Below are 21,311 nucleotides of genomic sequence, written 5' to 3'. Positions count from 1 at the left end.
CGTAATTTACGATCATGGACATGAAGGCATTATGTTCCGGGAAATAGAAAAGTGTAGTGGTCTGATAAAATTGGACAGAAATTAAAAGTTAGTAAATTGCTGCCCGGAGAGATTAACCCAATTCATTTGGGAGCCTTTAATAATAATTCTGATAATGTACAAAGAGCTTGTTTCAACTGTAATAGGATTATATATAATATGCTTTTCATCCGCCTTTGCTCAGGATCGGGATTCGATATCATCTTCACGCTGGAATCACGAGGTTGAGATCGACCTCATCTTTTTAAAAGATGATTTTATTTTTCTACCTATTTATTCTGCTGATAAAAATAGGCTGCACCTTGAAGCCCGGTATAATTATGAAGACATAAATACATTTTCAGCCTGGATCGGCTACAACTTCAGCGGTGGTAACAACGTTGAATACACTATTACACCAATGGCAGGCGGTATAATTGGTAATACAAATGGAATAGCTCCCGGTTTGGAAATCATTCTGGGATTGGATCGATTTGAGTTGTCTTCAGAATCGGAGTATGTTTTTGACCTTCACGATAATGGCAATAATTTTTTTTATAATTGGACAGACTTGACCTATTCGCCTTTCGAGTATTTATGGTTAGGATTAAGTGCACAATTAACACAAATGCCCCATTATGAACTTGAAATTGAGCCGGGATTTCTGATTGGTGGAGGATTTAAAAGGTATGAAATGTCTGGTTATCTTTTTAGCCCTGGATTTGATGAACTATACTTCGTACTGATCCTGTCAGCGAACTTTTGAGGCATATGCCGGTTAAATTGATCAGCCTTCGCCGATTGAAATTGATCTCCCTATCAATAAGATTTTCAATAGAATACTGCGGATAAGTTGTTCCGGCTCGGACTGGCAGAATCTTCGGCTCTGTGCAGAAATAATTGCCGTGTCCACAATAACTTTACTGACTATGGTCGGGATCTTCAAAAATTAAACCTTAAGCATCTTAAATGCATGCACCCACCTGTTTTCCCGGATACCCGGAATACACCACAGGATGCAAAGAGGTTCTATGGCACGGGCAGCTTCGGCTACTCCCATATCTTCAGGCTCCCAGCCAAACTGTTCCAGGATTTGTTTTACTTCAGATTTAGCTGCTTCATTGTTGCCACAGATGAACATAGTGGGTTTTGTTCCTCCGAAATCGGGATTGACCATCAGCGGGTTACCCACGCAGCTGAATGATTTGACAAGGTGAGCGCCGGGAAATGCTTCCTGAAGTTGTTCCATCAGGGATTGATCCGGACCGGTAAAAAATTTCAGCACACCGTTTGACGGGGGAGCGTCAGCAATCGGATTGGTGGTATCGATGATCGTTTTATTCCGGATGTTTTGCATGCCTGCAAGCTGCAGGGCGTTCTTTGCTGCGGTCCCTTTGACAGCCAGAACCAGAATTGTACCGAATGCTGCTGTTTCAGAAAAGGTTCCCGTTTTTATCTTTCCAGTGTTGCGGGATTTCCATTCGTTTAATTTGTCAGGATTGCGCGATCCAATCATGACCTCATAGCCATGCTTCGTGAAACCTGTTGCCAGAGCCTGCCCAACAGGCCCGGAACCAATAATGCCAATTTTCTTTTGATCCATGACGTTCATTATTTGTTTCAAAATTACAAAAACTTTTTTGAAAAAGCAACTTATAGTCAGTATTATTGATAGCTGAGCTTCGCCGGACACACTGCTTTCTCTATACGATCCTCAGGCTATTTTGTCTTATGCACGCTTGGCTTACTACTACAGTAGGATTTGATGCTTTGAACAGAATAGTGCATATCTTTGGAACCGGAACAAATCTGTCAATGAATCTACACGCGCAGCGTCAGAAACCAGGGCATCAGACTTGCCATGATATTTACCATTAACAATGCGAAGCAGTAAAATTTCCTACACATGTTTGAACAAAAACACAATGAAGATTTCTACCGGTTTAAGATTGGTCTTTTCAACTGTATTTCCGTTAGCGATGGCAGTTATGATTATAATCCCATGCACTTCTTCCCTGGAAAGACAGATGAGCAGGTCAAAGGAATCCTCAGTGATCACAATCTGCCAACGGATAAGTTAATATCCCCATATACATTTCTATATGTCGATACGGGTGTAAATAAAATTCTTACGGATATGGGAGGTGGTAAACTCGGCCCTAAAACAGGTAACCTGATCCGTAATCTGAAAGCTGCCGGTGTTCAGCCGGAAGATGTAACTATAGTTATTATTACTCATGCACATCCTGATCATATTGGCGGCACCCTTGATGATCAGGGCAATCCCAGTTTTCCAAATGCCCGCTATTATATGTGGAAGAATGAATGGGATTTCTGGTTCTCTGAAGAGGCATTCGGGAAATTCTCTGAACATCTGTCCAAAGTAGCACCCATTGAAGTTTTTATGAAAATTGCACGGGGGCAACTCAGTCCAATAAAAGACCGCATTGAACTTTTAACAGAGGAAACTGAAGTTTTGCCGGGCATCAGAGTGCACTTTACTCCAGGACATACACCAGGTCATATGGTGGTATCTTTCTCTTCTGAAGATGAAGAAATATTTTTTATCGGTGACGCCATCCTTTTTCCGTTTCTGCTGGAGCAACCTGATCTTCACCCGGTTTTTGATATTCAACCTATTGTTGCTGATGCCAGCAAACGCAAGCTGTGTGACCTTTTAGCCGAAAAGAAAGCATGGGTGCTTGCCCAGCATTTCCATCCATTTCCCAGCCTGGGTCATATTATAAAGAAAGGAAAAGGGTGGCAATGGCAGCCGCTTGAGGTAAAATAATAAGGCCGGAAGTCCTATTGCAGTCCTGTTTTCTCTAATAACAATGAAAATCGCTGATCACCTCGAAGATTATCTAATCCAGGATCCGTTAGCATCAGGAAAATTTGATCGCTGCGCATTTCAAGGACTTTTTCCATCCATGCAAATGCTTTATCCTTTTCACCCAGCAATGCATGACATACTGCCCGAAAGTAGGGCAGACAGTAAATTTGCTTATGGAAATCAAATCCCTCATCAATCAGCCAGTGCAAGCATCCTTCCATTCCTGATTTTGAATAAATATCCCCTATGATCTTTACATATTGTTCTGTCATAGGATCTTTTGATAACAGGTTTTGATATTCCCTTACAGCATCTGCATATAATCCCTTTAGCAGGTAAATAAAAAATAAAAAGTTATATGGTACAGGTACTGTATCATCGATCAGGAGTGTTTTCCGGAACTGTTTTATTGCATCATCATATTGCCGTAATCCGTAAAGGAGCAATGCATTGGAATTATTAGCGACAAGGGACAGCGGATCAAGCTCAAGAGCACGCTTAGAGTGTTCCAAAGCGTTTTTTGTCTTCCCCAGCCCTAAAAGATGTACAGTATACCACACACGCGTTTTCAGGAGGTTGGGATTAAGTTTAAGCGCTTTTTTAAAATTTAAATCAGCATCTTTCCATTTCCATTCATACAATGAATTTATAAAGGCTAAAGAAGCATACGTATCTGCAAGCTTATTATCAATTTTAAGGGATTTTAATAAGATTTTCTTTGCTATTGTCTTGGTATCTTTCGGTAATGAGTATCCCCAATTGGCCAGCATGAGATATGAGTCGGCCAAGCCTGTGCAGGCCAATGCATAATCTGGATCAATCTCACTGGCATTTTCAAAGTATTCAATGCTTTTTAATAATCCCTCTCTTGTTCTTTTATTCCAATGAAAAAGTCCTTTTAAATAGGCTTGGTAAGCTTCCAGGTTTTGAGTTTTGTTTTTAACAACCTGTTTTCTTTCTTCTTCAAACAGGTGTATCTTTAACTTTTCCGCAACAGCCAGTGATATCTCATCCTGAATTTCGAATATGTCTTTCATTTCCCTGTCATATCTCTCTGACCATAAATGGGAACCGTCTGATATACTTATGAGCTGAGTTGAGATACGAAGTTTATCACCTGCTTTTCTCAGACTCCCCTCAAGTATTGTTTCTACGTTCAGATCTTTACCGATTTTGCGGACATCCTCATATTTATTTTTATAAGAAAACGATGTTGTACGGGCGATGACTCTTAACCTTTGAATATGAGTCAACGCATTAATGATCTCTTCTGTAATCCCGTCACAAAAGTAATCCTGGTCTTTCTCCGGACTCATATCCTGAAATGGTAACACTGCAATGGATTTTTCTTTTGACGTACCATGACCTGTGCGAATGGATTCAGCGGTTTCTGATCTTTTTTGCCCGGCGATTAAGGTATAGATCCTGACCGGGTCCGGTATATTCTTCAGGTTTTTTTCTCCGTAAAATTCCGCCCTGATACCCCCCTTATTTTTGATATCATCGTAGGCTTTTTCGGAAATATATATTCCTCCTGGTTCCCCTGCTGCCTCGATCCTGGACGCTACATTGACGCCATCCCCGAACACATCGCCTTCACTCTCGATAATATCCCCGATATGAATGCCAATCCGCACGTTAAGGGAATGTTCCTTGCAGCAGGCCTTCTGAATTTCAAGGGCACAATTCACTGCATCGAATGAACTGTGAAAAATCGCCAGGGTTCCGTCACCGATTTCTTTGATGTACTCGCCGTCAAACTTTGCAATCGCTTCTTTATGCAGATTCCTGTTTTTCTCCAGGACACTCATCGCCAGCTTTTCATCCTTCGACATCAGGGCCGAATACCCGACGATGTCAGTGAACATAATGGCAGCGAGTTTACGCATAAAACTCGGGAATTGGATGCCGAAAGATATGAAAAAATAGGACAGGGCGCAAATAATATATCCTGTAAATGCCTCCGCGGCCGTCATTCCAAATGCTCCCTGACCTTTCCCTGGCCTTTCCTGGTAAAATTTACCTGCCCGTCTAGATTAAGTGAACCACCGGTAGTACTAACGGATTGTTCAGGGGGTAAATCCGAGTTCTTTTTTCATTTTATCCGGATGAAAAGGACGGCCGTGGGCCGGATAGACAATTTTAACGCCCAGCGGAAGAATCTTCTTCCAGCTTTGCTTTAGTTCTTCAATATCATCTGCATAGATGGGCAGCCCAGGTGTTAGCCGGAACGGAAACCTGTTATGTGCCATGCATCCTGCAAAGAGCTCTCCGGATTCCAGCAGGACACTGACCGAACCTCTTGTATGACCGGGAGTATGCAGTATACGGCCATCAATGCCATACTCCCGGAGTGAAAATTCTTCAGTGTCCATCACCATATCGGGTTTCGCATGTGGATACCTCATTACCCGTTTGAGTATGATCTTAAAGATAAATGCAGAAATTTTTCCCCACCTGGTCACGCCTTTCGGCCAGACCATTCGTGACTGTTCAAGAAAAGTTTCATCTTCCCTGTGGATGAGGATCCTGGCACCTGTGAATTCACGGATGTCCTTTGCCGTTCCCGCGTGATCAAAATGAGCGTGACTCAGAATGATCAGGCTTATTTCTGAAGGATCGACCGGCATCCCGGAAAGGGATCTTTTGAAACGGTTTATTTTCCGGGGCATCCCGGCATCGAAGAGGACCGCACCTTTATCTTTGATCAAATAACACACGGTAAGGCCCAAACGAATCGGATAAACTGATAGCGACACGATTATAGGTTTTTTCAAGCACCAGACCTGCATCAAATATAATCAATTCCATGCTGTCCTTAACCGGATGCGCCGGAAAATTTGATCACATTGTGCCGGTCTGACCAGGTATTCTTATGTTTCACATTATCAATTATTTAATACTAAAGTTTTTCCCGGCGTGGACTGGTCAATTAAACTGGGGCATCCGCTTCACCCCAGGATGTTGAAGAAGTACCCGGCAATCAATAGAATGAATATGACCGCAACAGGGACAATGGGAGGACGGCCTTTCGTCCTGGTCCTGACCAGAAGCATGGCATAAAGGGAGCCGAGCGCCAGGATGCTGCCAGCAGCCAGGATGGTCAGGGCAATGGAGTGTTCATGGCCGTGACTGAAACGTATCTGCAAAACAGCGAGTCCAAGGGATACCGAAAGGAATCCGCCGCTGGAGGCTCTCATCAAAGCCGTTATCAGCGTTCTGATCTCCGGTGCCAGCTCTTCCCAATCTTTTTGCACGGCCACTCTGTGATAGTTCATGAATTTTCGCATTGTCAGGTATAGGATGCCGAACAGAAATGCCAGTACTGCCGAGGCGAAAGTGAAAATTGTTCCCATGCGTGTCTGTTTGAGAGCTGTAGCCTTAATTATTAAAAGTTCAATTACCTGAAGAAAATTGCCTAAAAAGTTGACTTTCACCTTTTTTATTCATAATTTCGGGTGTTCAAAAGGGATGAATGTCGTTGACAAATGAGCATTTCTCTGCAGCCCCTTTTCTGCTGCCATCTATCCACAAAGGCATTAGTCCCTTATCAAGTAATTACCTTGCAAATGATGTTAAATTTTTCAAGACCCTATGACTATGAAAAGATTCATTACCATCGTTGTCATTCTTTGTATTGGCATTATCGTGTCGTTGACTGTCAATGCCCAGATTGACAGGGGATTGAATAAAAATTTATTCGAAAATCCTCATTTTGCTAAAGTTTTAAAGCACCTTAATCCGGAAGATATTAGAGATGCCGGTCTGCCTCAGAAAACCTATGGCTATGCCTGGGATGCTGACTGGGTCCTTGAATTTTATTATGAAACTCTCTATTATCCCAATGGATACCCACATGTTGATACGGATTATGATATCGGTACCAATCTACCGAATTACAGATCGACATATTATTGGGACGGAGAAGGCCGAATAACGGAAATGTTAGAAGAAACGAATGAATCCGGTTCCTGGGAAAATGCCTATAAATACACATTGACCTATGATACTCATGGAAATTTGGATACGGTGAGCGAATATGTGTGGTGGGGAGAACCCGATCCCTCATGGTGGATGATGAATGGATACCAGTATAGCTATGAGTACACGCCGGAGGATTGGGTATCTTCCATAAGTACACAAAATTACAGTTATACTTCTGGATGGTACTGGATGGTGAAGGAAACCTATACTCTGGATGCGAATGGATACCCAACCCAGATATTATTTCAAGAATGGGACCTCTATGAATTGGATTGGAAAGATTTCTACCATTATATAGATATTGATTGGCATGAGTATGACCCCGGTGCTGGTTATAGTTCGTTACTTGGGACGGCAGTTGCATCTTTTGTGTATTTCGTGGAAGAATTATGGGAATATGATTTCTGGGATCCTAATATCAGAGAATCAACCGTTTATGATGCAAACGGGGGTTGGGAAATGACCCGGGAAATGTATTGGGGTGGAGGCTATTGGGGAAATTATATTCGTGAAACCTTGACGGTACTGAATAACTACCCACAACTCTTTAAACATGAAGAGTGGTTTGCAGATTCCTGGTATCATTCGTCAGGAGAACAATATTTCTATACGTTTGATGGAGAAAACCTGACAGAAGAAATCATTCAGGCCTATGATCCTTCTCTTGAAGAACCCTATGTAAACGACGAAAAGTACGTATATGGCGATTTCTTTTATGCAACCGGACAGGATGAAGTACGATCAGAATTCGAATTGTTTGTTTATCCCGATCCGGTATCCACAGCCATCACGATTGAAATCCCTGCTTTAATACTGCAAAATACCTATCTGACCATTTTGAACCTTGATGGTAAGCAACTCATAACACGCAGGATAACGGAACCAAAGACTGATATTGATGTTGATGCTCTGCAAAGTGGTGTTTATTTCGTACGGGTGCAGAATGACAGAACGGTGATGGTGGAGAAGATCATCAAGCAATAACATTCATTTCTATAAACTATACCATATCCGGAAACAGAGTTCGACTATAAAAAGAAGGTAAAAAATGAACATTCTAATGGCTGTAGTTTTCGCCTTGGCTGGTATGGTACTTATGGGACTCATCGTGTGTTTTGCAATGCCTTCATTCATGCTGGTCAAGCACAGGAGTGTCCTGAGCTATGACGAAACTGTCACAGCCCTGAGCGAAAACCTCAATAAGATACAGGACTGGAAGGTGCTTACCGTGAACGACTATCATAAGAGTACGGAGGCTTTTGGGCAGGATGTTTGGCGGCACCACTAGCAAAGTAATGGGCATGGCCGGTAAAGATATCCGGAAAGTCATTGCTTCCGCAACTGTCCGGTAAAATGCAGCACCGATTCTTTCTCTGATTCATCGCGCAGTTACATTCTGAGTTTCTTGGCAAAATTCTCCATTTTAAAATTCTTATCCGATTGTCGTATCTTTGACGACATTCACACAAAAAACTACAGGTTCACCAACCCAAATCAAAAATATGCCAAGATGAAAACACGCATTTTGACCCTACTGCTCTTCATTCTGTTTACGGCACTGAAAACGGATAAGCCGGCCTACGTTCTCTTTGATGGTGACGGAAAGCAAAAAGATTATAAGGACCTGTTAAAAGCTGCGCAGGATGCTGACATCATCCTTTTCGGTGAACTTCACAATAATCCCATTGCACACTGGCTTCAGCTGGAACTTACCATGGACCTGTTTGGCAGTGCAGGGACCGGCCTGGTCCTGGGAGCTGAAATGTTTGAGCACGATAACAGCCTGATCCTGAATGAATATATTTCACAGAAGATCAGGGAAAGCAACTTTGAAAAGGAGGCAAAGCTTTGGGATAATTATGCTACGGATTACCGGCCACTGGTCCGGTTTGCCCGCGACAACGACCTGGATTTTGTGGCGACCAATATCCCCCGCAGGTACGCCGCCGTTGTTGCCAAAGATGGATTTGAAGGTTTGGACAAATTGAGTGAGGAGGCAAAAACACACATCGCCCCGCTGCCCGTATTGTATGATCCTGAATTGAATTGCTACAGGCAAATGCTCAGCATGGGAGGTATGGGCGACGCCCACGCCAGCGGGAACCTGCCACGGGCTCAGGCCATCAAGGACGCAACCATGGCCCATTTCATCCTGCACAAATGGAGCAAAGGGAAAATCTTCCTTCATTTCAACGGGGCCTATCATTCCGACCGTTATGAAGGTATCTGCTGGTATCTTAAGAATGGGGATCCTAAAGTTAAAATATTGACAATCAGTACTTTTGAGCAGAATGATCTGGAGGAACTGGATAAAGATTCCTTTGGACTGGCCGATTTCATCATCTGTGTGGATTCTTCCATGACAAAGACCTATTGACCAGCCAATGCCGGTTTCCACCGAATGCCCTGACGGAAACATTATTCATGACTGCTTTACGTCATCCCCGCGAAAGCAGGGATCTGCATCCTTCCCCTCATCCTTCTAAATCGCCTGATCAGGAGGGAAACCGAAACCAGAAAGTACCTTTGTACTATTCCTTGTACCGGCCATTAGTTTTCTTCAACTCCTTTCCAGTCAATCTTACGCGAGAAATACATTATGACGGTTAAAATGATAAATATTCCCAGACTGCCAATCAGCAGGGCATAGTCTTGAACCTGAATGATGACGAAAATAAATCCATAAATGATCACAAGGCTTCCTCCGACCAGATACGCTAATTTTTTTTCTTTGAGAATACTTCCTGAATACCACGTAATGATCCCAATGGTCATGATGCTTGCGATCAAATAGGCTATGTTGAAATAGAGTTGCTCTGATATGGATAATAACAGAATGTAAAATATGGATAATGCAAAACCAATCAGAATATATTGCAATGGGTTGATGGAATTATGATTGATCAGCTCAAGAAAAAAGAAAATTATAAATGTAAGGGCGATGAAGAGTATGGCATATTTTAAGGAGCGGTCTGTTTTCGTGTAATTATCCACAGGCAGGTACAACGTGACCCCGAACGATGAGCCCTCCATGGAATATGCTGAATTTAACCAGGATTGGGGATAGTTCCGGTTCAAATGAAATACTTTCCAATTTGCAGTAAACCCGGTTGATTTGATCTCCCTGCTATCCGGTAAAAATGCGCCGTCAAAACTGGGGGCTTTCCAGCTGGATGTTAAACGGAGAGTCGTTTCTTTTCCGACAGGTGTGAAATAAATATATTCTGATCCTCTAAGTTTCAGGTTTATTGAGAAATTGTAACGATCATTCAGGGAATCCTTGTCATTAAAAGGGATCCGTGCATTTATCCCGCTGTTAAAGAGGTCAGTTGATTCCACACCTGAATTGAACGGGTAGGTCGTATCATTGAAGTCAACGGTCACATTATTCTCAATTCCTCTTAGATCGGTTATCCCCATCGACAGGCAGGCCTCATCAAATAACACATTCTCTGGCTGGATGGATGAAAATAATGACCACAGGTCAGAAAAAGAACCCGTAATTTCCAGATCCGACTTATAGACAACAGTTTCATATATTCCCCGGTACCGTTTTTCAGGCAGCAATTCTCCCTGGATCGTGAGTTCACCGGGAAGAATATGGATGTATTTTTTGATTTTACGAACAGAACCATTGGGTTCTGTATAATAGTCCTCGTAGGGGAATGATAGTACCGGGCCAGCGAGCGTCTGAGCCCTTGCCCATTTGTCGCTTATTTCGCAGAAGGCATCCTGTTGCCGGGCCTTTCTTTCATCTACCAATGTATGCATGATGAAAGTGGGAATAAGAAGTAAAATCATCAAAACTGTAACGATAAATCCTTTTATGGTAAGCCTGATATTTGATTTCTCAGCCATTTTTACTGGTATTTAAAGAATCATTAACGTCCAATCCGGCATTTACAGTATGGATTTGTAAGATTAAACAGTGCAACTTTCGATGACTATTGAAAATCATCTTGTTGATTGAGGGTTATGTGTTGAATGTTGAAGGTTCGCAATGGATGTTTAAAAGCCCTTAGTCCAATCCTTTCTCTTTTAGGAACCGGGACATCAGGTCCGCTATTTCCAGATTGTTCAGATCCGAAAACGGGAAGTGGGTATTTCCTTGGATGCCAGCTTCGGGCAGATGTACGAGGGTTACATCCCCGCCATGCCGGTTTACAGCCTCGCACCATCGTCTGGCCATTTCAAGCCTTACCCTCCAGCTGTCCTGCCCGGGATTGCCGGTTGGGGTTGCAGGAATGTTATCTCCATAATAGAGAATGATCGGGATCTTGGTCAGCTTCCTGAAGTCTTCCAACGGTACGCCAATGGCTTCAAGTGCACCTGCTGCGCTTTCCAGGGGCGTGGGCACTTCTCCCTGCGGAAATACGAAGTTGCTGCCCGGCTCATAAGAGATGATGGCACACACATTCGGGTTTTTGATGGCCGTTATCCACCCCGGCCCGCCGCTTTGGGAATGGGTGACAAGGATTCCCTGGCCGATCCTGTTGAAAAGTTCCGAAACTGCATCTGAAATGACCTGGATGTCAAAATCACCCGTGTTGGGTGTCATCTGGCGGAAATACTGGTTGAGCGTTTCCGGGTCTTTTGAAAACTGTACCTCCGGAAAATAATCGGGCCAGATGCCGATGCGGAATGTGCCAAACCAGGCCTGTTCGTCCGGCACGGGAGCGATGATGGCTGCAAACCAGAATTTATGCATCATTTTCAAGTCATTTATGGATTATTCGTAACTTTCCCTAAACTGGATATGTTATGCCGTTTGCCGCATTGCCCCGATTTTGTTTGCCAATCGTATCTTTTTTGACAAAATCAATGAAATGATGGAATCACTATGGGCTGGTTTCTGGCAAGCAAAGAAGCCGGCGTGTCCAATTTCTTGTCAGCCACAAAGTTATCCTTAAAGTCATTCTGTTCGAAGAATTTGGGGTTATTCTCGCTGATGAACATATCCAGCAATAGATGCTCTTGGTGAGTGAATTGTTGTATTTTTGAGATTCCCAAAAACAGACAATGATGAGGAAAAAGGTTGATTTATCCGAAGTATTGATCGAAACACTGGACCGACTTGATGGTGACGGGATCTTGTTGGTTGCCGGTAATCCACCCAATCCGATGACCATCGGATGGAGTACCATCGGACACATCTGGAACAAGGAGATCATGAACGTTCTGGTGAGGCCCGTGCGTTATACTTTCCAAAAGATGGAATCCAGCAGGGACTTTTCAGTGTGCGTATTGCCTGATCCATACCGAAAAGAGCTGAATTTATGTGGTACACGGTCTGGATGTGATACCAATAAACTCGAACTTTGCAACCTGCACGTTGAGAAGTGCCACCTTGTTGATTCCTTTTTCATTTCCGAATCAGCCATTCATTTTGAATGCAGGACGGTACACAAACATTTTCTCGATCCTGTAACCCTGGATCCGGAAATCATCAAACGATATTACCCGCAGAAGGATTATCACATGGTTTATTACGGTGAGATCGTGGGGATATTTCGTAATTTCCCCTTGTAATTCCCTGACTATGTTCTATATTTGAAACGAACTGGCATTGTTCTTAAAACCAATCCCACCATGACCATAAGGTTACTTTTTATCTTGCTGCTGTCGGCAGCCACCGGTGCTTACGCACACGCCCAGCAGCCACAGCCATCCCCTGAATCCCGGGAGAAAAAATCGGTGATGATCGATACCCTGGACCACAAGCTGGATTTCAGCAAGTACCTGATCGATATGCACGGGTTCATCCCCTGGCCGTCGATTATCAGCGAGCCTGCCCTGGGAGACTTCGGGCTCGCCATGGCGCTGGTATTCATCAGCCCGAAGGAGAGCGCCAAGGCCAAAGCCAACTACACCTTTCCCGACATTACCGGTGTAGCTGGCATGTGGACGCTCAATAACAGCTGGGGGGTGGCTGCTCTGCGGCAGGGGACCTTCCCGAAAGCACGCATGAGGTACAGGATCGTTGGCGGCTATGCCCCGCTCAACGTTGAATTTTACAGGACCATCAATACAAAACTAACCGGGGAAAGGACAAAATCCTTCCTGTTTAACCTGGGGTCTGCTTTCGGCATTGTGGAAGCCAGCGAGAACATATGGAAGGATAAGATCTTCCTGGGCTTGAATTATACCTTCGCCACCACAAAAGTCAAATATGATTTGCAGATAAGCGATACCCTGCGAAGGATCATCGAGTATTTCCAGCTGGATACCTTGCTGGAAAAAATAGATGACCGTTCCAACGTAGGCTATGCGGGTCTTTTTGCCGAATGGGACAACCGGAATTCGATATTCACGCCCGACAAAGGGATACGTTTCAGGGCCACCGGCACCCTTGCCCGGAACTGGCTTGGCAGTGATGACGATTACCAGCAGCTGGAGATCTACACCAACATTTTCTTCCAGCCTTTCAAACCCTGGGTGTGCGGCCTTATGGCCCAATGGAACATGATGTCGGACGATGCCCCTTTTTATATGCTCCCGTACCTGACCATGCGCGGCCTTCCGGCGGCAAAGTACCAGGGACAGAAGATCCTTTCATTTGAAACGGAGCAACGTTTCGACTTTACGCCCAGGTGGAGTGTGGTCGGCTTCGTCGGGACCGGCAGGACGTACAGTACAAGCACGTACCTTGAGGATGAGACCTGGCACTGGGCGGGCGGGGCAGGATTCCGTTACCTGATAGCCCGCCTGTTCAAGCTCAGGATGGGGGTCGACGTTGCCCGCGGGCCGGATCAGTTCGCCTATTACATCGTCTTCGGGCATTATTGGGACCGGTAATCCGGGTTCTCAGCGTTTTTAATCCATTCCTCTCCAGTCAATCTTTCCTGAGAAAGGCATTGCCACAGCCAAAATGATCAATAATCTCAGGCTGCCCAAGAACAGAGCATAGTCCTTCACGTGGAAGACCAGCGGTTTTCAGTTTACGAAACCGAACACCGCCCAGCCGACACATGATTTGTACGCAATGCGCTTTATCAAGCAGTAATAAAGATCGTTTAATTGTAAATTGACCATAGAAGTATGTCAAATTCCATTTCATTTGACAACCTTTGAAAAAGGTTCAAAGGATCAAGATCCTGTACATAACCCATATCGCCATGATTTCGAAATCCAGAGGTTGTTTTTTACCCTGGGAATAATGTTTCAGCAGGTTTTGTGCTTTTCCTTAAAATCGCAGATCTCCTCCCTGTTACCGATGCCGAAATTCCTTCCAGGGATGGAGGATCTGGATCCGCAAAGCTGGCATTCGATATAGCCATCTGAAAAATTAATCAAAAAATGATCAACGTCCAGTTTTATCTTCTGGTCGAAATCAGAGCTTTTATTAGCCATAATGTCCTTGAAATTTAAATTTTGGGGCCTTCTCCAGCGATTGAAAGAAGGTGCAAGATGATTCTGAAGGTTGAATGATTATTCCCTGACAATCTTCACATTGACGGCATTCCGTCCGTTGATTCCCTTCACCACTTCAAAGGTCACTTTATTGCCTTCCTTCACAGGATCGATGACACCACTGATATGGACGAAAATATCCACTTTGTTCTCCGAGTCCTGAATGAACCCATAACCTTTGTTGTCATCAAAGAACTTCACGATTCCTTCATGGATGGCATCATTCAGGTCGGATGTCAGACTTCTTGGCACGCCGATTTGTATGTCCTCGGCCTTGACGGTCGACCGTTTGGTCAGATCCGGAGGGGTTGAAGTGATATTGCCGAATTCATCCACATAAGCGATCATGTCCCCGGGATTGCCACTTCCCTTTGTTTCTCTGCGCTCGATACGCTTAAGTTCTTTTTCTTTTCTTTTCTTTTCTTTTTTGGATCGAACATCCTTTTTGCCAAATGTTTCACGTCCTTTACCCATAAATACGATTGTCAGGTGTATAATAATCATTCCCCGCCTTCAGGTTTGGCATAAAAGAGATTTGCCATCGGGCGGGCTCAAGGCGTAAAGGTAACCTATTATCGTGGATAACGGTGTTATTTTTAATTATTTTTAACCTTCAAATCCGTTTCATCAACTAATAAGAATGCCAATGAAAAGCAATATTGAAACACCGAGACTGGTTCCATTGGATACTGCAACCATGTCGTCCCCATGCCAGGAAATCCTTAAACGGCTGCCGGGAGATGCGCTCAAAGGCGGGTATGCCCCTGTCAATGTGCTGGGCACGCTGATGTACAATCCGGATATTCTCGAACAATTTCTGGATTACTGGGTCACTTCCAAATTGAGAATGGGCTTGACGGTCAGGGAGCAGGAACTGGTGATCCTCCGGATGGCCGTGCATTACAGGTGCAATTATGTATGGAAGCATCACATCCCGGTGGCGCTTGAATTCGGGGTGACGGAAGGCCTGCTGGAAGCAGTGAAGGCGTTTCCACTTCCTTCAGGATTCAGTGCCCGCGAGGAGGCCCTGCTGAACCTTACCGACGAACTGATGACTGAACGCGACATCAGAGATGAAGTCTTTGTAAAATACCGCAATCAACTCAGGGATTCCGAACTGGTTGATCTGATTTCCCTGGTTTCGCAGTATGTTCTTTTCTCCCTGGTCAACAATGCCCTGAGGGTACAGGTTGAACCTTCACTGGAGGGGATAAAGGGATTATGATCCCGGTCAGGACCGTTCATTTTTTAGGCGGCCAGGGGAATATTGCCGGGGTTTTAGCTATATAATGATCATAGCCGGTTTTTCTGTCCGACATTCTTGCATCGATCATGGGTACGCTGATGAACCGGAACAACAGGATCATTGCAACCGGCCCGGCAAGGTACCACCACTGAAAGGGGTGTGACCCCAGGGAGAACATAAAAAGTCCCGCCCAGAAAGAGACCTCACCCAGGTAGTTCGGATGCCGGGAATGTTTCCATAATCCCTTTTGCAGGAAGGACCCCGGTGTGGGGCCTGATTGGATGAATCTCCGCAATTGCTCATCCGCAGCGGTCTCCAGTACGATGGCAAGTATCGTCATGATCCCTGCGATCAAATCGATCACCGTTATGGGTGCCGGATTCATGGTGATGGCCGGGTAAACCGATACCAGTCCAAGGAAAACGATGATGGTCGGGAAGAGATGAAATCCAAAAAAACTGACGATCCAGTATAAGTTTCCATATTTTTTCCGGAGACCGGCATATCTCCAATCTTCATCAGCAAATCCATTCCACCGCCGGATCCAGTTCCAGGTAAGCCTGACAGCCCAGATGATGACAAGGCTTAAAATAAGGTACTGACGGAGCGAATTCACCTGCCCGGGATCTGCTCGCCCCATCCAGTACAGAATTACGGGAACTGGTGCCACACTCCAGTAGGGATCGTAAAAACTGGAATTATTGAAGGCAACACTGAATCCAAAGATGAAAACAGTGGCCACTCCATCAAGAATGGCGGCAGCCATCAAAGGGTGCAAGTGATCCACCAGCGGGGTAAGCAGATAGCAGATGACCAAGGTTGCCAGATAGGCGATGGCGCATACGATCAGTGCAAAAATTTTTTTTCTTTTATTGAGCATGGCATTTCAACGCGTGATTATTTTACAATGAGTTTTCTTGTCAACGAACCCTGGTCTGTACATAGATTCAGAAAATAGATCCCTGGTTTTAAAATTTGATCGTCAATCCGTTCAGTGAATGAGCAGGACCTGGCAATGCGAGGATTGCGTAGTCCAGGACTGCCATCCGCCGGTCCCGCTGAATTGAACAGTCCTCAGCTGGTTAAATGAATTTCCGGATCCCGGCCTGATGGAGATGCTGCCATTGGAGTAAAGCGATGCAACGCGGAACTTGACGATATATTCACCGGCCACCGGTACAGAAATGTAATAATCCAGGTAATCACCGTTGTTGGCAAAATCCACATTTTCGCCCCCGCCTGCATCGGTGCACGTTTCCAGCTGGAATCCATAATTGAAATCAAAATCTTCTGCCTGGATCAGGACCGGAAGCACAAAACGCCGGGGCAGGTTGTTTTTGACCGGTTTGTCAGCAAAATTTTCCAGAGATTGCTGATCACTGACGACTGAATTGCCTGAGTAAGACAGTGTAACCGATTGCCCGTACCGGATCTTATGGTTGAGCCTGATCAGCAACTGCATTCCGTTTCCGGGATTCATCTGCACAGTATCAATTTCATTCGGGTTACCATCTGCCCGGACTTCAAAATCAGCAGCCGTTGCAGTTGAACCTGTAATTGATTTATTGAGTGTCAATACGACAGAGGTTCCTTCGCTATTGGTCGAAGCTGAGATAAAACCAAAGGGTACCGCACTCACCGGGACCGGGTTGGTAAATTGAAAAAAGCTGACATTGGATCCCCCTTGGTAAAAATGCAGTCGTATTTTATTTTCTCCGGCAGGGATGATGACGTCATCGATCATAGAAGTCTGCCAGGTCTGCCATCCCCCCGTAGCAGGTAACTGATGGAATGGTGAAACATCGGTACCGTTGACCATTAGGTAAACGATGGCAGGATCGGATAACGAGGCGGACCTGAACTGCACAGGGTAGGCAGCAGTGCTGTCGCTGTGAATGGTGAATTGCATCCATTCGTTGTCGCTGGTCCAACCCACATCATAACCGTTGCCGGATGGATGGTTGTCGTTGCATTTTTCAATATCCACCCTGTCCTCCCGGCGCGTCGTGAAAATCCAGGATCAGATACATCTCGTTGTCACCGCACCAGTCAAGCAGGCTGTCGATGCGGACAAAGCCCGGTTCAAGCCAGGTGTCCTGCCCGGGAACAGGTTCTGCTTCAATGGGCAGTGTAAACCACTTGTAATGCATGGCCACCCGCACCGAATTGAACCCCCAGGCTTGCATGGAATCGGCATCCGCGCGGGTAAAATGGTTATCCAGCCAGTGCTGGTAAAAAATTTCCGTGTTTGCTTCGCCGATCGTTTCTTCCAGTTTGGTCCGGTACTGGGTATGGGTACCGGCAAAATCGGCTGATTTCATCATATACCCTTCATTGAGAAGCCAGTTCCCTGTACCGATCCCCCGCAGCAGCACTTCATTTCCATAGCCATCAAAGATCAGTTTGCCTTCAGCGTGCAAAAATCCCTGGGCATGGGTACTGGATATGCCCGAAATCAGAAAACACCCTGCTATAAAACTGTTGATCAATTTTTTCATAATGCAAAAATACACATTAAAGGTCAGCGTCATCCCCGTGCAAGCGGGGAAGTGTACCTTTTCTGCACTCCATGATCCATGCCTCGGGCACGGATAATCCCAAGACCAATTAAGGACTGCATAGAATTGAATGATGTTTTTTCCCCTGGAAATTGTTCACCAGGAATCTGTTATGCTGAAGCTGGTAGATTTATAGAGGAAAATTAAATACATTCTCCTAATTTTGCGGACAATTATCCACGAATGTTTATGTATAAAATCGCTGTTGTGAAAAATAAACGATCCTTACTTCTGATCACGGGTTTTCTGCAGGTCATGTTCGTCCTTGCCCAGACCGATCCTGTTGTTGAAAAGATTATTAAGACCGGGAAGACGGACAACCGGGTTATGGATCACCTTGACATACTCTGCAACCGGTTCGGTGGGCGCCCCATCGGATCGGATGCTTATGAAAACGCAGCCGAATGGTCTGCTGCCAGTTTCCGGGAATGGGGCCTGGAGGTGATCATGGACGAAGTGGGCGAACTACCGGTAGGCTTCAACCGCGGTCCCTGGTCGGGGCGAATGCTTTCCGACGAGGGGATGCAGCTCCACTTTGCCACGCCTTCTTACACTGCCGGTACCAAAGGGGTACAGCGGGGCCATGTGCTCATCGAACCGCGTACCCAGGCTGAGTATGACCGGATGAAGGGGAAGCTGAAAGGAGCCTGGGTGTTGATCAATGGCATCAACGAAGGTTGGCCCATTGATTTTTCCGCGCGCGCTGACAGCATCCGGGACTCCATCAAGATTGTCAATGCATCCATTGAAAAGGAAAACAATAAGATCAGGCGGGAGAATTGGGAAAACAGGGACAAAGGCCTGCCGGAAAAGGAATTACTTCCCCTGAACGAGGAACCCGCGCTTTTTTACAAAGAAATGTGCCAGGCGGGAATCCTGGGCATCATTCAGTCGTCCAAAACACCCATTCGTGTCATGTACGACAGGAAGAACATCGCCGGCATGACCTTCGACAACCTCCCGGCAGTGCCCGATATCAAACTGGATGAGCATCAATACAGAATCATACGGCAAATGGCGGAGGAAAGGCGCTATTTTCTGCTTGAATTCGATATAAGGAACCATTTCAGACCGGGACCCATCCAATACCATAACGTGATCGGCGTCATTCCGGGCACTGAATTCCCGGATGAGTATGTCATTATGGGCGGGCATCTGGATTCCTATGACGTGGGCACCGGTGGCGTGGACGATGGTTCCGGGGCCACCCCTGCTATGGAGGCTGCCCGTCTGATCATGGAGGCAGGAGGGAGACCCAAACGAACCATCCTGGTCACACTTTGGGCAGGGGAGGAATTCGGACTGCTGGGGTCGCAGAGCTGGGTTGACCGGAATGGAGACAAGCTTGAAAGGATTTCCAACATGTTCAACCGTGACGGGGGCCCAACGGTACCCACCGGGATAACCGTTTCACCGGCCATGATGGAAGATTTTGTCCGCATCTGTGCGCCTTTAGACAGCATAAATCCCGATTTCCCGTTCAAAATCGAAGAGCGGCAACCCTCCGAAAAGCCAGTCAAAGCATGGGGGACCGACAGCGGTCCGTTTGCCGTGGCGGGGGTGCCCACCATTACCTTCAACACGGGCGACCCGAAAGGTTATGACTTCAGCTACCAGGAGATCTGGCACACCGAGCGCGACACCTACGACAAGAGCATCCGGGAATACCAGGAGCAAACGGCCATCGTAACAGCCGTGGTTGTGTACGGCGTCGCCAATCTTGACCACCTGCTCTCCAGGGAAGGGTTCTACGTTGAAAAACCTTTGGAGCCGGAAAAGGAAAAGAAGAAAGAAAAGAAAAAGTAAGGATACCCGGTATCAATCGCTGGCAACGGTAATTTACAGCCTTAACCTCCGGAATCGCGCTTAGTTGACTTCCAGCTGGTCTTTCGAAGGAAGCGTTGGAAACGGATGATGTGGCTCCGTCTGGTACCAGAACACGGTAGAGGCGATATCGTCCTGGAGTGGCAGGTACCTTCCTTCACTGCGCCACCCAAGTGCCTGGATGGTGACTTTCAGATCCTGCTCAAAACGTATCGGATCGGTAATATGCCAGCGGTACATGCCAAAACGCTGAGATACGTTGTAATGCCCGTCGCCCCGGATCACCTGGTGCAAGCCTGTGTAGGGACCTGAAAATTCCGTGTAATCGACGACCTCCACGCCTGCCTGGTTCAGCCTGCGTGTGTCAAAATCGTAAGAGCCGCAGAAATAATCCTCTGTTCCGGTACCACAGATGGTTGGGAATTCTGCATCACCATCCATAAAAAATTTAATTTCGCCCTCGCCCCACCAGCCATTATTGTGCACCCCCCATGCCATGTAGGTCCCCACATACTGCCCCCTGCCTCTTATGTTGCCTGCCAGCACGTAGTCTTCTTTGTAGGGCAAAGGATTGACCCGGTTGAACTGTGCGTGGAAATAGGCGGCATCTTCCGGCACCTCGGTCAGGATATAATCAACCTGGTAGTACAGGGTCATATCCTTGACGTCCATATTTTCAAGGGTAATCACGCATTTCCTCCGGAATGGCATTGGCCAGTAGCAATTGAATGCGCTTCCGGGATTGACGCATACCGCAAGCGATTGCAGGGAAGCGTACTTTCCCCATCCCATCCCGAAAAAATCACCTACCGGGACTTCCACCGAAGGCTCCGTTTCCCCGTCCCAGTAAATGCGCAGGATCGAAAAGCGCCAGTTGCCGGTTGGTGTCATCCAGATATGTTGGATGGAGCCCTCACCGTCAATTTCCGCAACGGTGAACGTGGTTTTTGATTTTATGACCACACTGGGGCTCACTTTCCATCCCTGTCCAAGTTCTCTTGACGCGTTGGCTCCTGTTCCTGTGGTGGCCCGACCGCCGCCGCCTTTTGCGCCGTCATAGTTCTCAGCGCTGATGGAACGTGTTTTTGCATCCGACAATCTATACAGGTTTTGCATCCCGGCATCAATACCGCTGTAGTTTTGCTGGGCAGATGCTGACAGCGCAGCAAAAATAAAAATCAATACTACTGGAACCGGTCTTTTCATAAAGCAGAATGGTTAATGTTTATATCCTATGGTTTACTGCATATGCAAGGGTCCACGAAAGTACCATTTATACCCGGCATCCATCTGATTGCTGTATTACGGGCATAAGATCCTGTAAAGTTATGACTTTAACGGACGGTTTGAAAGCAATTTTTTACACAAATGCAAGGATTGGCGCATCACAGCCAAACCTTTCTTCAGTGTTAAGATCCTCATTACCGGATCATGAGCA

Annotated in this window: 21 protein-coding genes; 9 read left to right on the top strand and 12 right to left on the bottom strand. The window is 45.8% G+C overall.

Annotation, left to right across the window (positions count from 1 at the left end):
- The first annotated feature begins 154 nt into the window (after positions 1 to 154).
- Complete coding sequence (locus PKI34_10760; protein HNS18290.1) at positions 155 to 784, top strand: hypothetical protein; 630 nt, start codon at positions 155 to 157, stop codon at positions 782 to 784.
- 183 nt (positions 785 to 967) lie between these two features.
- Here the strand turns inward: PKI34_10760 and PKI34_10755 are convergent, their stop codons facing one another.
- Positions 968 to 1,621 (bottom strand): NAD(P)-binding domain-containing protein, encoded by a 654-nt coding sequence (locus PKI34_10755; protein HNS18289.1) that lies wholly within the window; start codon positions 1,619 to 1,621, stop codon positions 968 to 970.
- Between the two features lie 303 nt (positions 1,622 to 1,924).
- Here PKI34_10755 and PKI34_10750 point away from each other — a divergent pair, with 303 nt between their 5' ends.
- The gene (locus PKI34_10750) at positions 1,925 to 2,809 is read left to right on the top strand and encodes an MBL fold metallo-hydrolase (protein ID HNS18288.1); all 885 of its coding nucleotides are present in this window, start codon (positions 1,925 to 1,927) and stop codon (positions 2,807 to 2,809) included.
- A 14-nt stretch (positions 2,810 to 2,823) separates the two neighbouring features.
- On the opposite strand, the gene PKI34_10745 is transcribed toward PKI34_10750, so the two are convergent.
- The 3 genes from PKI34_10745 to PKI34_10735 form a co-directional block, all read right to left on the bottom strand.
- Positions 2,824 to 4,740 carry an adenylate/guanylate cyclase domain-containing protein gene (locus tag PKI34_10745; protein ID HNS18287.1) on the bottom strand — a complete coding sequence of 639 codons (1,917 nt, stop codon included), beginning with the start codon at positions 4,738 to 4,740 and terminating at the stop codon, positions 2,824 to 2,826.
- Between the two features lie 180 nt (positions 4,741 to 4,920).
- Positions 4,921 to 5,610 (bottom strand): MBL fold metallo-hydrolase, encoded by a 690-nt coding sequence (locus PKI34_10740; protein HNS18286.1) that lies wholly within the window; start codon positions 5,608 to 5,610, stop codon positions 4,921 to 4,923.
- Between the two features lie 192 nt (positions 5,611 to 5,802).
- A complete protein-coding gene (locus PKI34_10735) occupies positions 5,803 to 6,207 on the bottom strand; it encodes a hypothetical protein (GenBank protein HNS18285.1) in 405 nt (134 codons plus the stop codon).
- A 244-nt stretch (positions 6,208 to 6,451) separates the two neighbouring features.
- Between PKI34_10735 and PKI34_10730 the strand changes: the two genes are divergently transcribed.
- From PKI34_10730 to PKI34_10720, 3 genes are all read left to right on the top strand, one after another.
- Positions 6,452 to 7,819, top strand: coding sequence for a T9SS type A sorting domain-containing protein (locus PKI34_10730; protein ID HNS18284.1), 1,368 nt, complete (start codon positions 6,452 to 6,454; stop codon positions 7,817 to 7,819).
- A 64-nt stretch (positions 7,820 to 7,883) separates the two neighbouring features.
- Positions 7,884 to 8,123 carry a hypothetical protein gene (locus PKI34_10725; protein ID HNS18283.1) on the top strand — a complete coding sequence of 80 codons (240 nt, stop codon included), beginning with the start codon at positions 7,884 to 7,886 and terminating at the stop codon, positions 8,121 to 8,123.
- A gap of 222 nt (positions 8,124 to 8,345) precedes the next feature.
- A complete protein-coding gene (locus tag PKI34_10720) occupies positions 8,346 to 9,212 on the top strand; it encodes a ChaN family lipoprotein (GenBank protein ID HNS18282.1) in 867 nt (288 codons plus the stop codon).
- Between the two features lie 173 nt (positions 9,213 to 9,385).
- On the opposite strand, the gene creD is transcribed toward PKI34_10720, so the two are convergent.
- Both creD and PKI34_10710 read right to left on the bottom strand, forming a co-directional pair.
- The gene (creD, locus tag PKI34_10715) at positions 9,386 to 10,693 is read right to left on the bottom strand and encodes a cell envelope integrity protein CreD (protein HNS18281.1); all 1,308 of its coding nucleotides are present in this window, start codon (positions 10,691 to 10,693) and stop codon (positions 9,386 to 9,388) included.
- A gap of 160 nt (positions 10,694 to 10,853) precedes the next feature.
- Entirely contained in the window at positions 10,854 to 11,546 is a 693-nt protein-coding gene (locus tag PKI34_10710) for an alpha/beta fold hydrolase (protein ID HNS18280.1), read from the bottom strand.
- Between the two features lie 311 nt (positions 11,547 to 11,857).
- Here PKI34_10710 and PKI34_10705 point away from each other — a divergent pair, with 311 nt between their 5' ends.
- Entirely contained in the window at positions 11,858 to 12,364 is a 507-nt protein-coding gene (locus tag PKI34_10705) for a hypothetical protein (GenBank protein HNS18279.1), read from the top strand.
- A gap of 60 nt (positions 12,365 to 12,424) precedes the next feature.
- Complete coding sequence (locus PKI34_10700; GenBank protein ID HNS18278.1) at positions 12,425 to 13,630, top strand: hypothetical protein; 1,206 nt, start codon at positions 12,425 to 12,427, stop codon at positions 13,628 to 13,630.
- Between the two features lie 366 nt (positions 13,631 to 13,996).
- Here the strand turns inward: PKI34_10700 and PKI34_10695 are convergent, their stop codons facing one another.
- Positions 13,997 to 14,185, bottom strand: coding sequence for a hypothetical protein (locus PKI34_10695; GenBank protein ID HNS18277.1), 189 nt, complete (start codon positions 14,183 to 14,185; stop codon positions 13,997 to 13,999).
- A 78-nt stretch (positions 14,186 to 14,263) separates the two neighbouring features.
- A complete protein-coding gene (locus PKI34_10690; GenBank protein HNS18276.1) occupies positions 14,264 to 14,719 on the bottom strand; it encodes a cold shock domain-containing protein in 456 nt (151 codons plus the stop codon).
- A 172-nt stretch (positions 14,720 to 14,891) separates the two neighbouring features.
- Here PKI34_10690 and PKI34_10685 point away from each other — a divergent pair, with 172 nt between their 5' ends.
- Positions 14,892 to 15,470 (top strand): carboxymuconolactone decarboxylase family protein, encoded by a 579-nt coding sequence (locus PKI34_10685; protein ID HNS18275.1) that lies wholly within the window; start codon positions 14,892 to 14,894, stop codon positions 15,468 to 15,470.
- Positions 15,471 to 15,486: 16 nt separating this feature from the next.
- Here PKI34_10685 and PKI34_10680 read toward each other — a convergent pair whose 3' ends face one another.
- From PKI34_10680 to PKI34_10670, 3 genes are all read right to left on the bottom strand, one after another.
- The gene (locus PKI34_10680; GenBank protein HNS18274.1) at positions 15,487 to 16,371 is read right to left on the bottom strand and encodes a DUF1295 domain-containing protein; all 885 of its coding nucleotides are present in this window, start codon (positions 16,369 to 16,371) and stop codon (positions 15,487 to 15,489) included.
- Between the two features lie 111 nt (positions 16,372 to 16,482).
- Positions 16,483 to 17,478, bottom strand: coding sequence for a carbohydrate-binding protein (locus PKI34_10675; protein ID HNS18273.1), 996 nt, complete (start codon positions 17,476 to 17,478; stop codon positions 16,483 to 16,485).
- Entirely contained in the window at positions 17,468 to 17,989 is a 522-nt protein-coding gene (locus tag PKI34_10670; protein HNS18272.1) for a cellulase family glycosylhydrolase, read from the bottom strand. The genes PKI34_10675 and PKI34_10670 overlap by 11 nt, the downstream gene beginning before the upstream one ends.
- Before the next feature lie 315 nt (positions 17,990 to 18,304).
- Between PKI34_10670 and PKI34_10665 the strand changes: the two genes are divergently transcribed.
- Complete coding sequence (locus PKI34_10665; GenBank protein HNS18271.1) at positions 18,305 to 19,855, top strand: M28 family peptidase; 1,551 nt, start codon at positions 18,305 to 18,307, stop codon at positions 19,853 to 19,855.
- Positions 19,856 to 19,915: 60 nt separating this feature from the next.
- Here PKI34_10665 and PKI34_10660 read toward each other — a convergent pair whose 3' ends face one another.
- Positions 19,916 to 21,079 (bottom strand): DUF2961 domain-containing protein, encoded by a 1,164-nt coding sequence (locus tag PKI34_10660; GenBank protein ID HNS18270.1) that lies wholly within the window; start codon positions 21,077 to 21,079, stop codon positions 19,916 to 19,918.
- Positions 21,080 to 21,311 lie beyond the last annotated feature (232 nt).

The sequence above is a fragment of the Bacteroidales bacterium genome, from assembly GCA_035342335.1.
GTDB lineage: Bacteria > Bacteroidota > Bacteroidia > Bacteroidales > JAGONC01 > JAGONC01.
The sequence above is the reverse complement of the archived record's forward strand: the minus strand, read 5'-3'. Positions and strand labels throughout refer to the sequence as shown.

What these genes read in the sequence shown, in the direction of transcription:
- PKI34_10760 (HNS18290.1), top strand. Translation starts at nt 155, where the DNA reads ATGTACAAAGAGCTTGTTTCAACTGTAATAGGATTATATATAATATGC.
- PKI34_10755 (HNS18289.1), bottom strand. Translation starts at nt 1,621, where the DNA reads ATGGATCAAAAGAAAATTGGCATTATTGGTTCCGGGCCTGTTGGGCAG.
- PKI34_10750 (HNS18288.1), top strand. Translation starts at nt 1,925, where the DNA reads ATGTTTGAACAAAAACACAATGAAGATTTCTACCGGTTTAAGATTGGT.
- PKI34_10745 (HNS18287.1), bottom strand. Translation starts at nt 4,740, where the DNA reads ATGCGTAAACTCGCTGCCATTATGTTCACTGACATCGTCGGGTATTCG.
- PKI34_10735 (HNS18285.1), bottom strand. Translation starts at nt 6,207, where the DNA reads ATGGGAACAATTTTCACTTTCGCCTCGGCAGTACTGGCATTTCTGTTC.
- PKI34_10730 (HNS18284.1), top strand. Translation starts at nt 6,452, where the DNA reads ATGAAAAGATTCATTACCATCGTTGTCATTCTTTGTATTGGCATTATC.
- PKI34_10725 (HNS18283.1), top strand. Translation starts at nt 7,884, where the DNA reads ATGAACATTCTAATGGCTGTAGTTTTCGCCTTGGCTGGTATGGTACTT.
- PKI34_10720 (HNS18282.1), top strand. Translation starts at nt 8,346, where the DNA reads ATGAAAACACGCATTTTGACCCTACTGCTCTTCATTCTGTTTACGGCA.
- creD (HNS18281.1), bottom strand. Translation starts at nt 10,693, where the DNA reads ATGGCTGAGAAATCAAATATCAGGCTTACCATAAAAGGATTTATCGTT.
- PKI34_10710 (HNS18280.1), bottom strand. Translation starts at nt 11,546, where the DNA reads ATGATGCATAAATTCTGGTTTGCAGCCATCATCGCTCCCGTGCCGGAC.
- PKI34_10705 (HNS18279.1), top strand. Translation starts at nt 11,858, where the DNA reads ATGAGGAAAAAGGTTGATTTATCCGAAGTATTGATCGAAACACTGGAC.
- PKI34_10700 (HNS18278.1), top strand. Translation starts at nt 12,425, where the DNA reads ATGACCATAAGGTTACTTTTTATCTTGCTGCTGTCGGCAGCCACCGGT.
- PKI34_10695 (HNS18277.1), bottom strand. Translation starts at nt 14,185, where the DNA reads ATGGCTAATAAAAGCTCTGATTTCGACCAGAAGATAAAACTGGACGTT.
- PKI34_10690 (HNS18276.1), bottom strand. Translation starts at nt 14,719, where the DNA reads ATGGGTAAAGGACGTGAAACATTTGGCAAAAAGGATGTTCGATCCAAA.
- PKI34_10685 (HNS18275.1), top strand. Translation starts at nt 14,892, where the DNA reads ATGAAAAGCAATATTGAAACACCGAGACTGGTTCCATTGGATACTGCA.
- PKI34_10680 (HNS18274.1), bottom strand. Translation starts at nt 16,371, where the DNA reads ATGCTCAATAAAAGAAAAAAAATTTTTGCACTGATCGTATGCGCCATC.
- PKI34_10670 (HNS18272.1), bottom strand. Translation starts at nt 17,989, where the DNA reads ATGAAAAAATTGATCAACAGTTTTATAGCAGGGTGTTTTCTGATTTCG.
- PKI34_10665 (HNS18271.1), top strand. Translation starts at nt 18,305, where the DNA reads ATGTTCGTCCTTGCCCAGACCGATCCTGTTGTTGAAAAGATTATTAAG.
- PKI34_10660 (HNS18270.1), bottom strand. Translation starts at nt 21,079, where the DNA reads ATGAAAAGACCGGTTCCAGTAGTATTGATTTTTATTTTTGCTGCGCTG.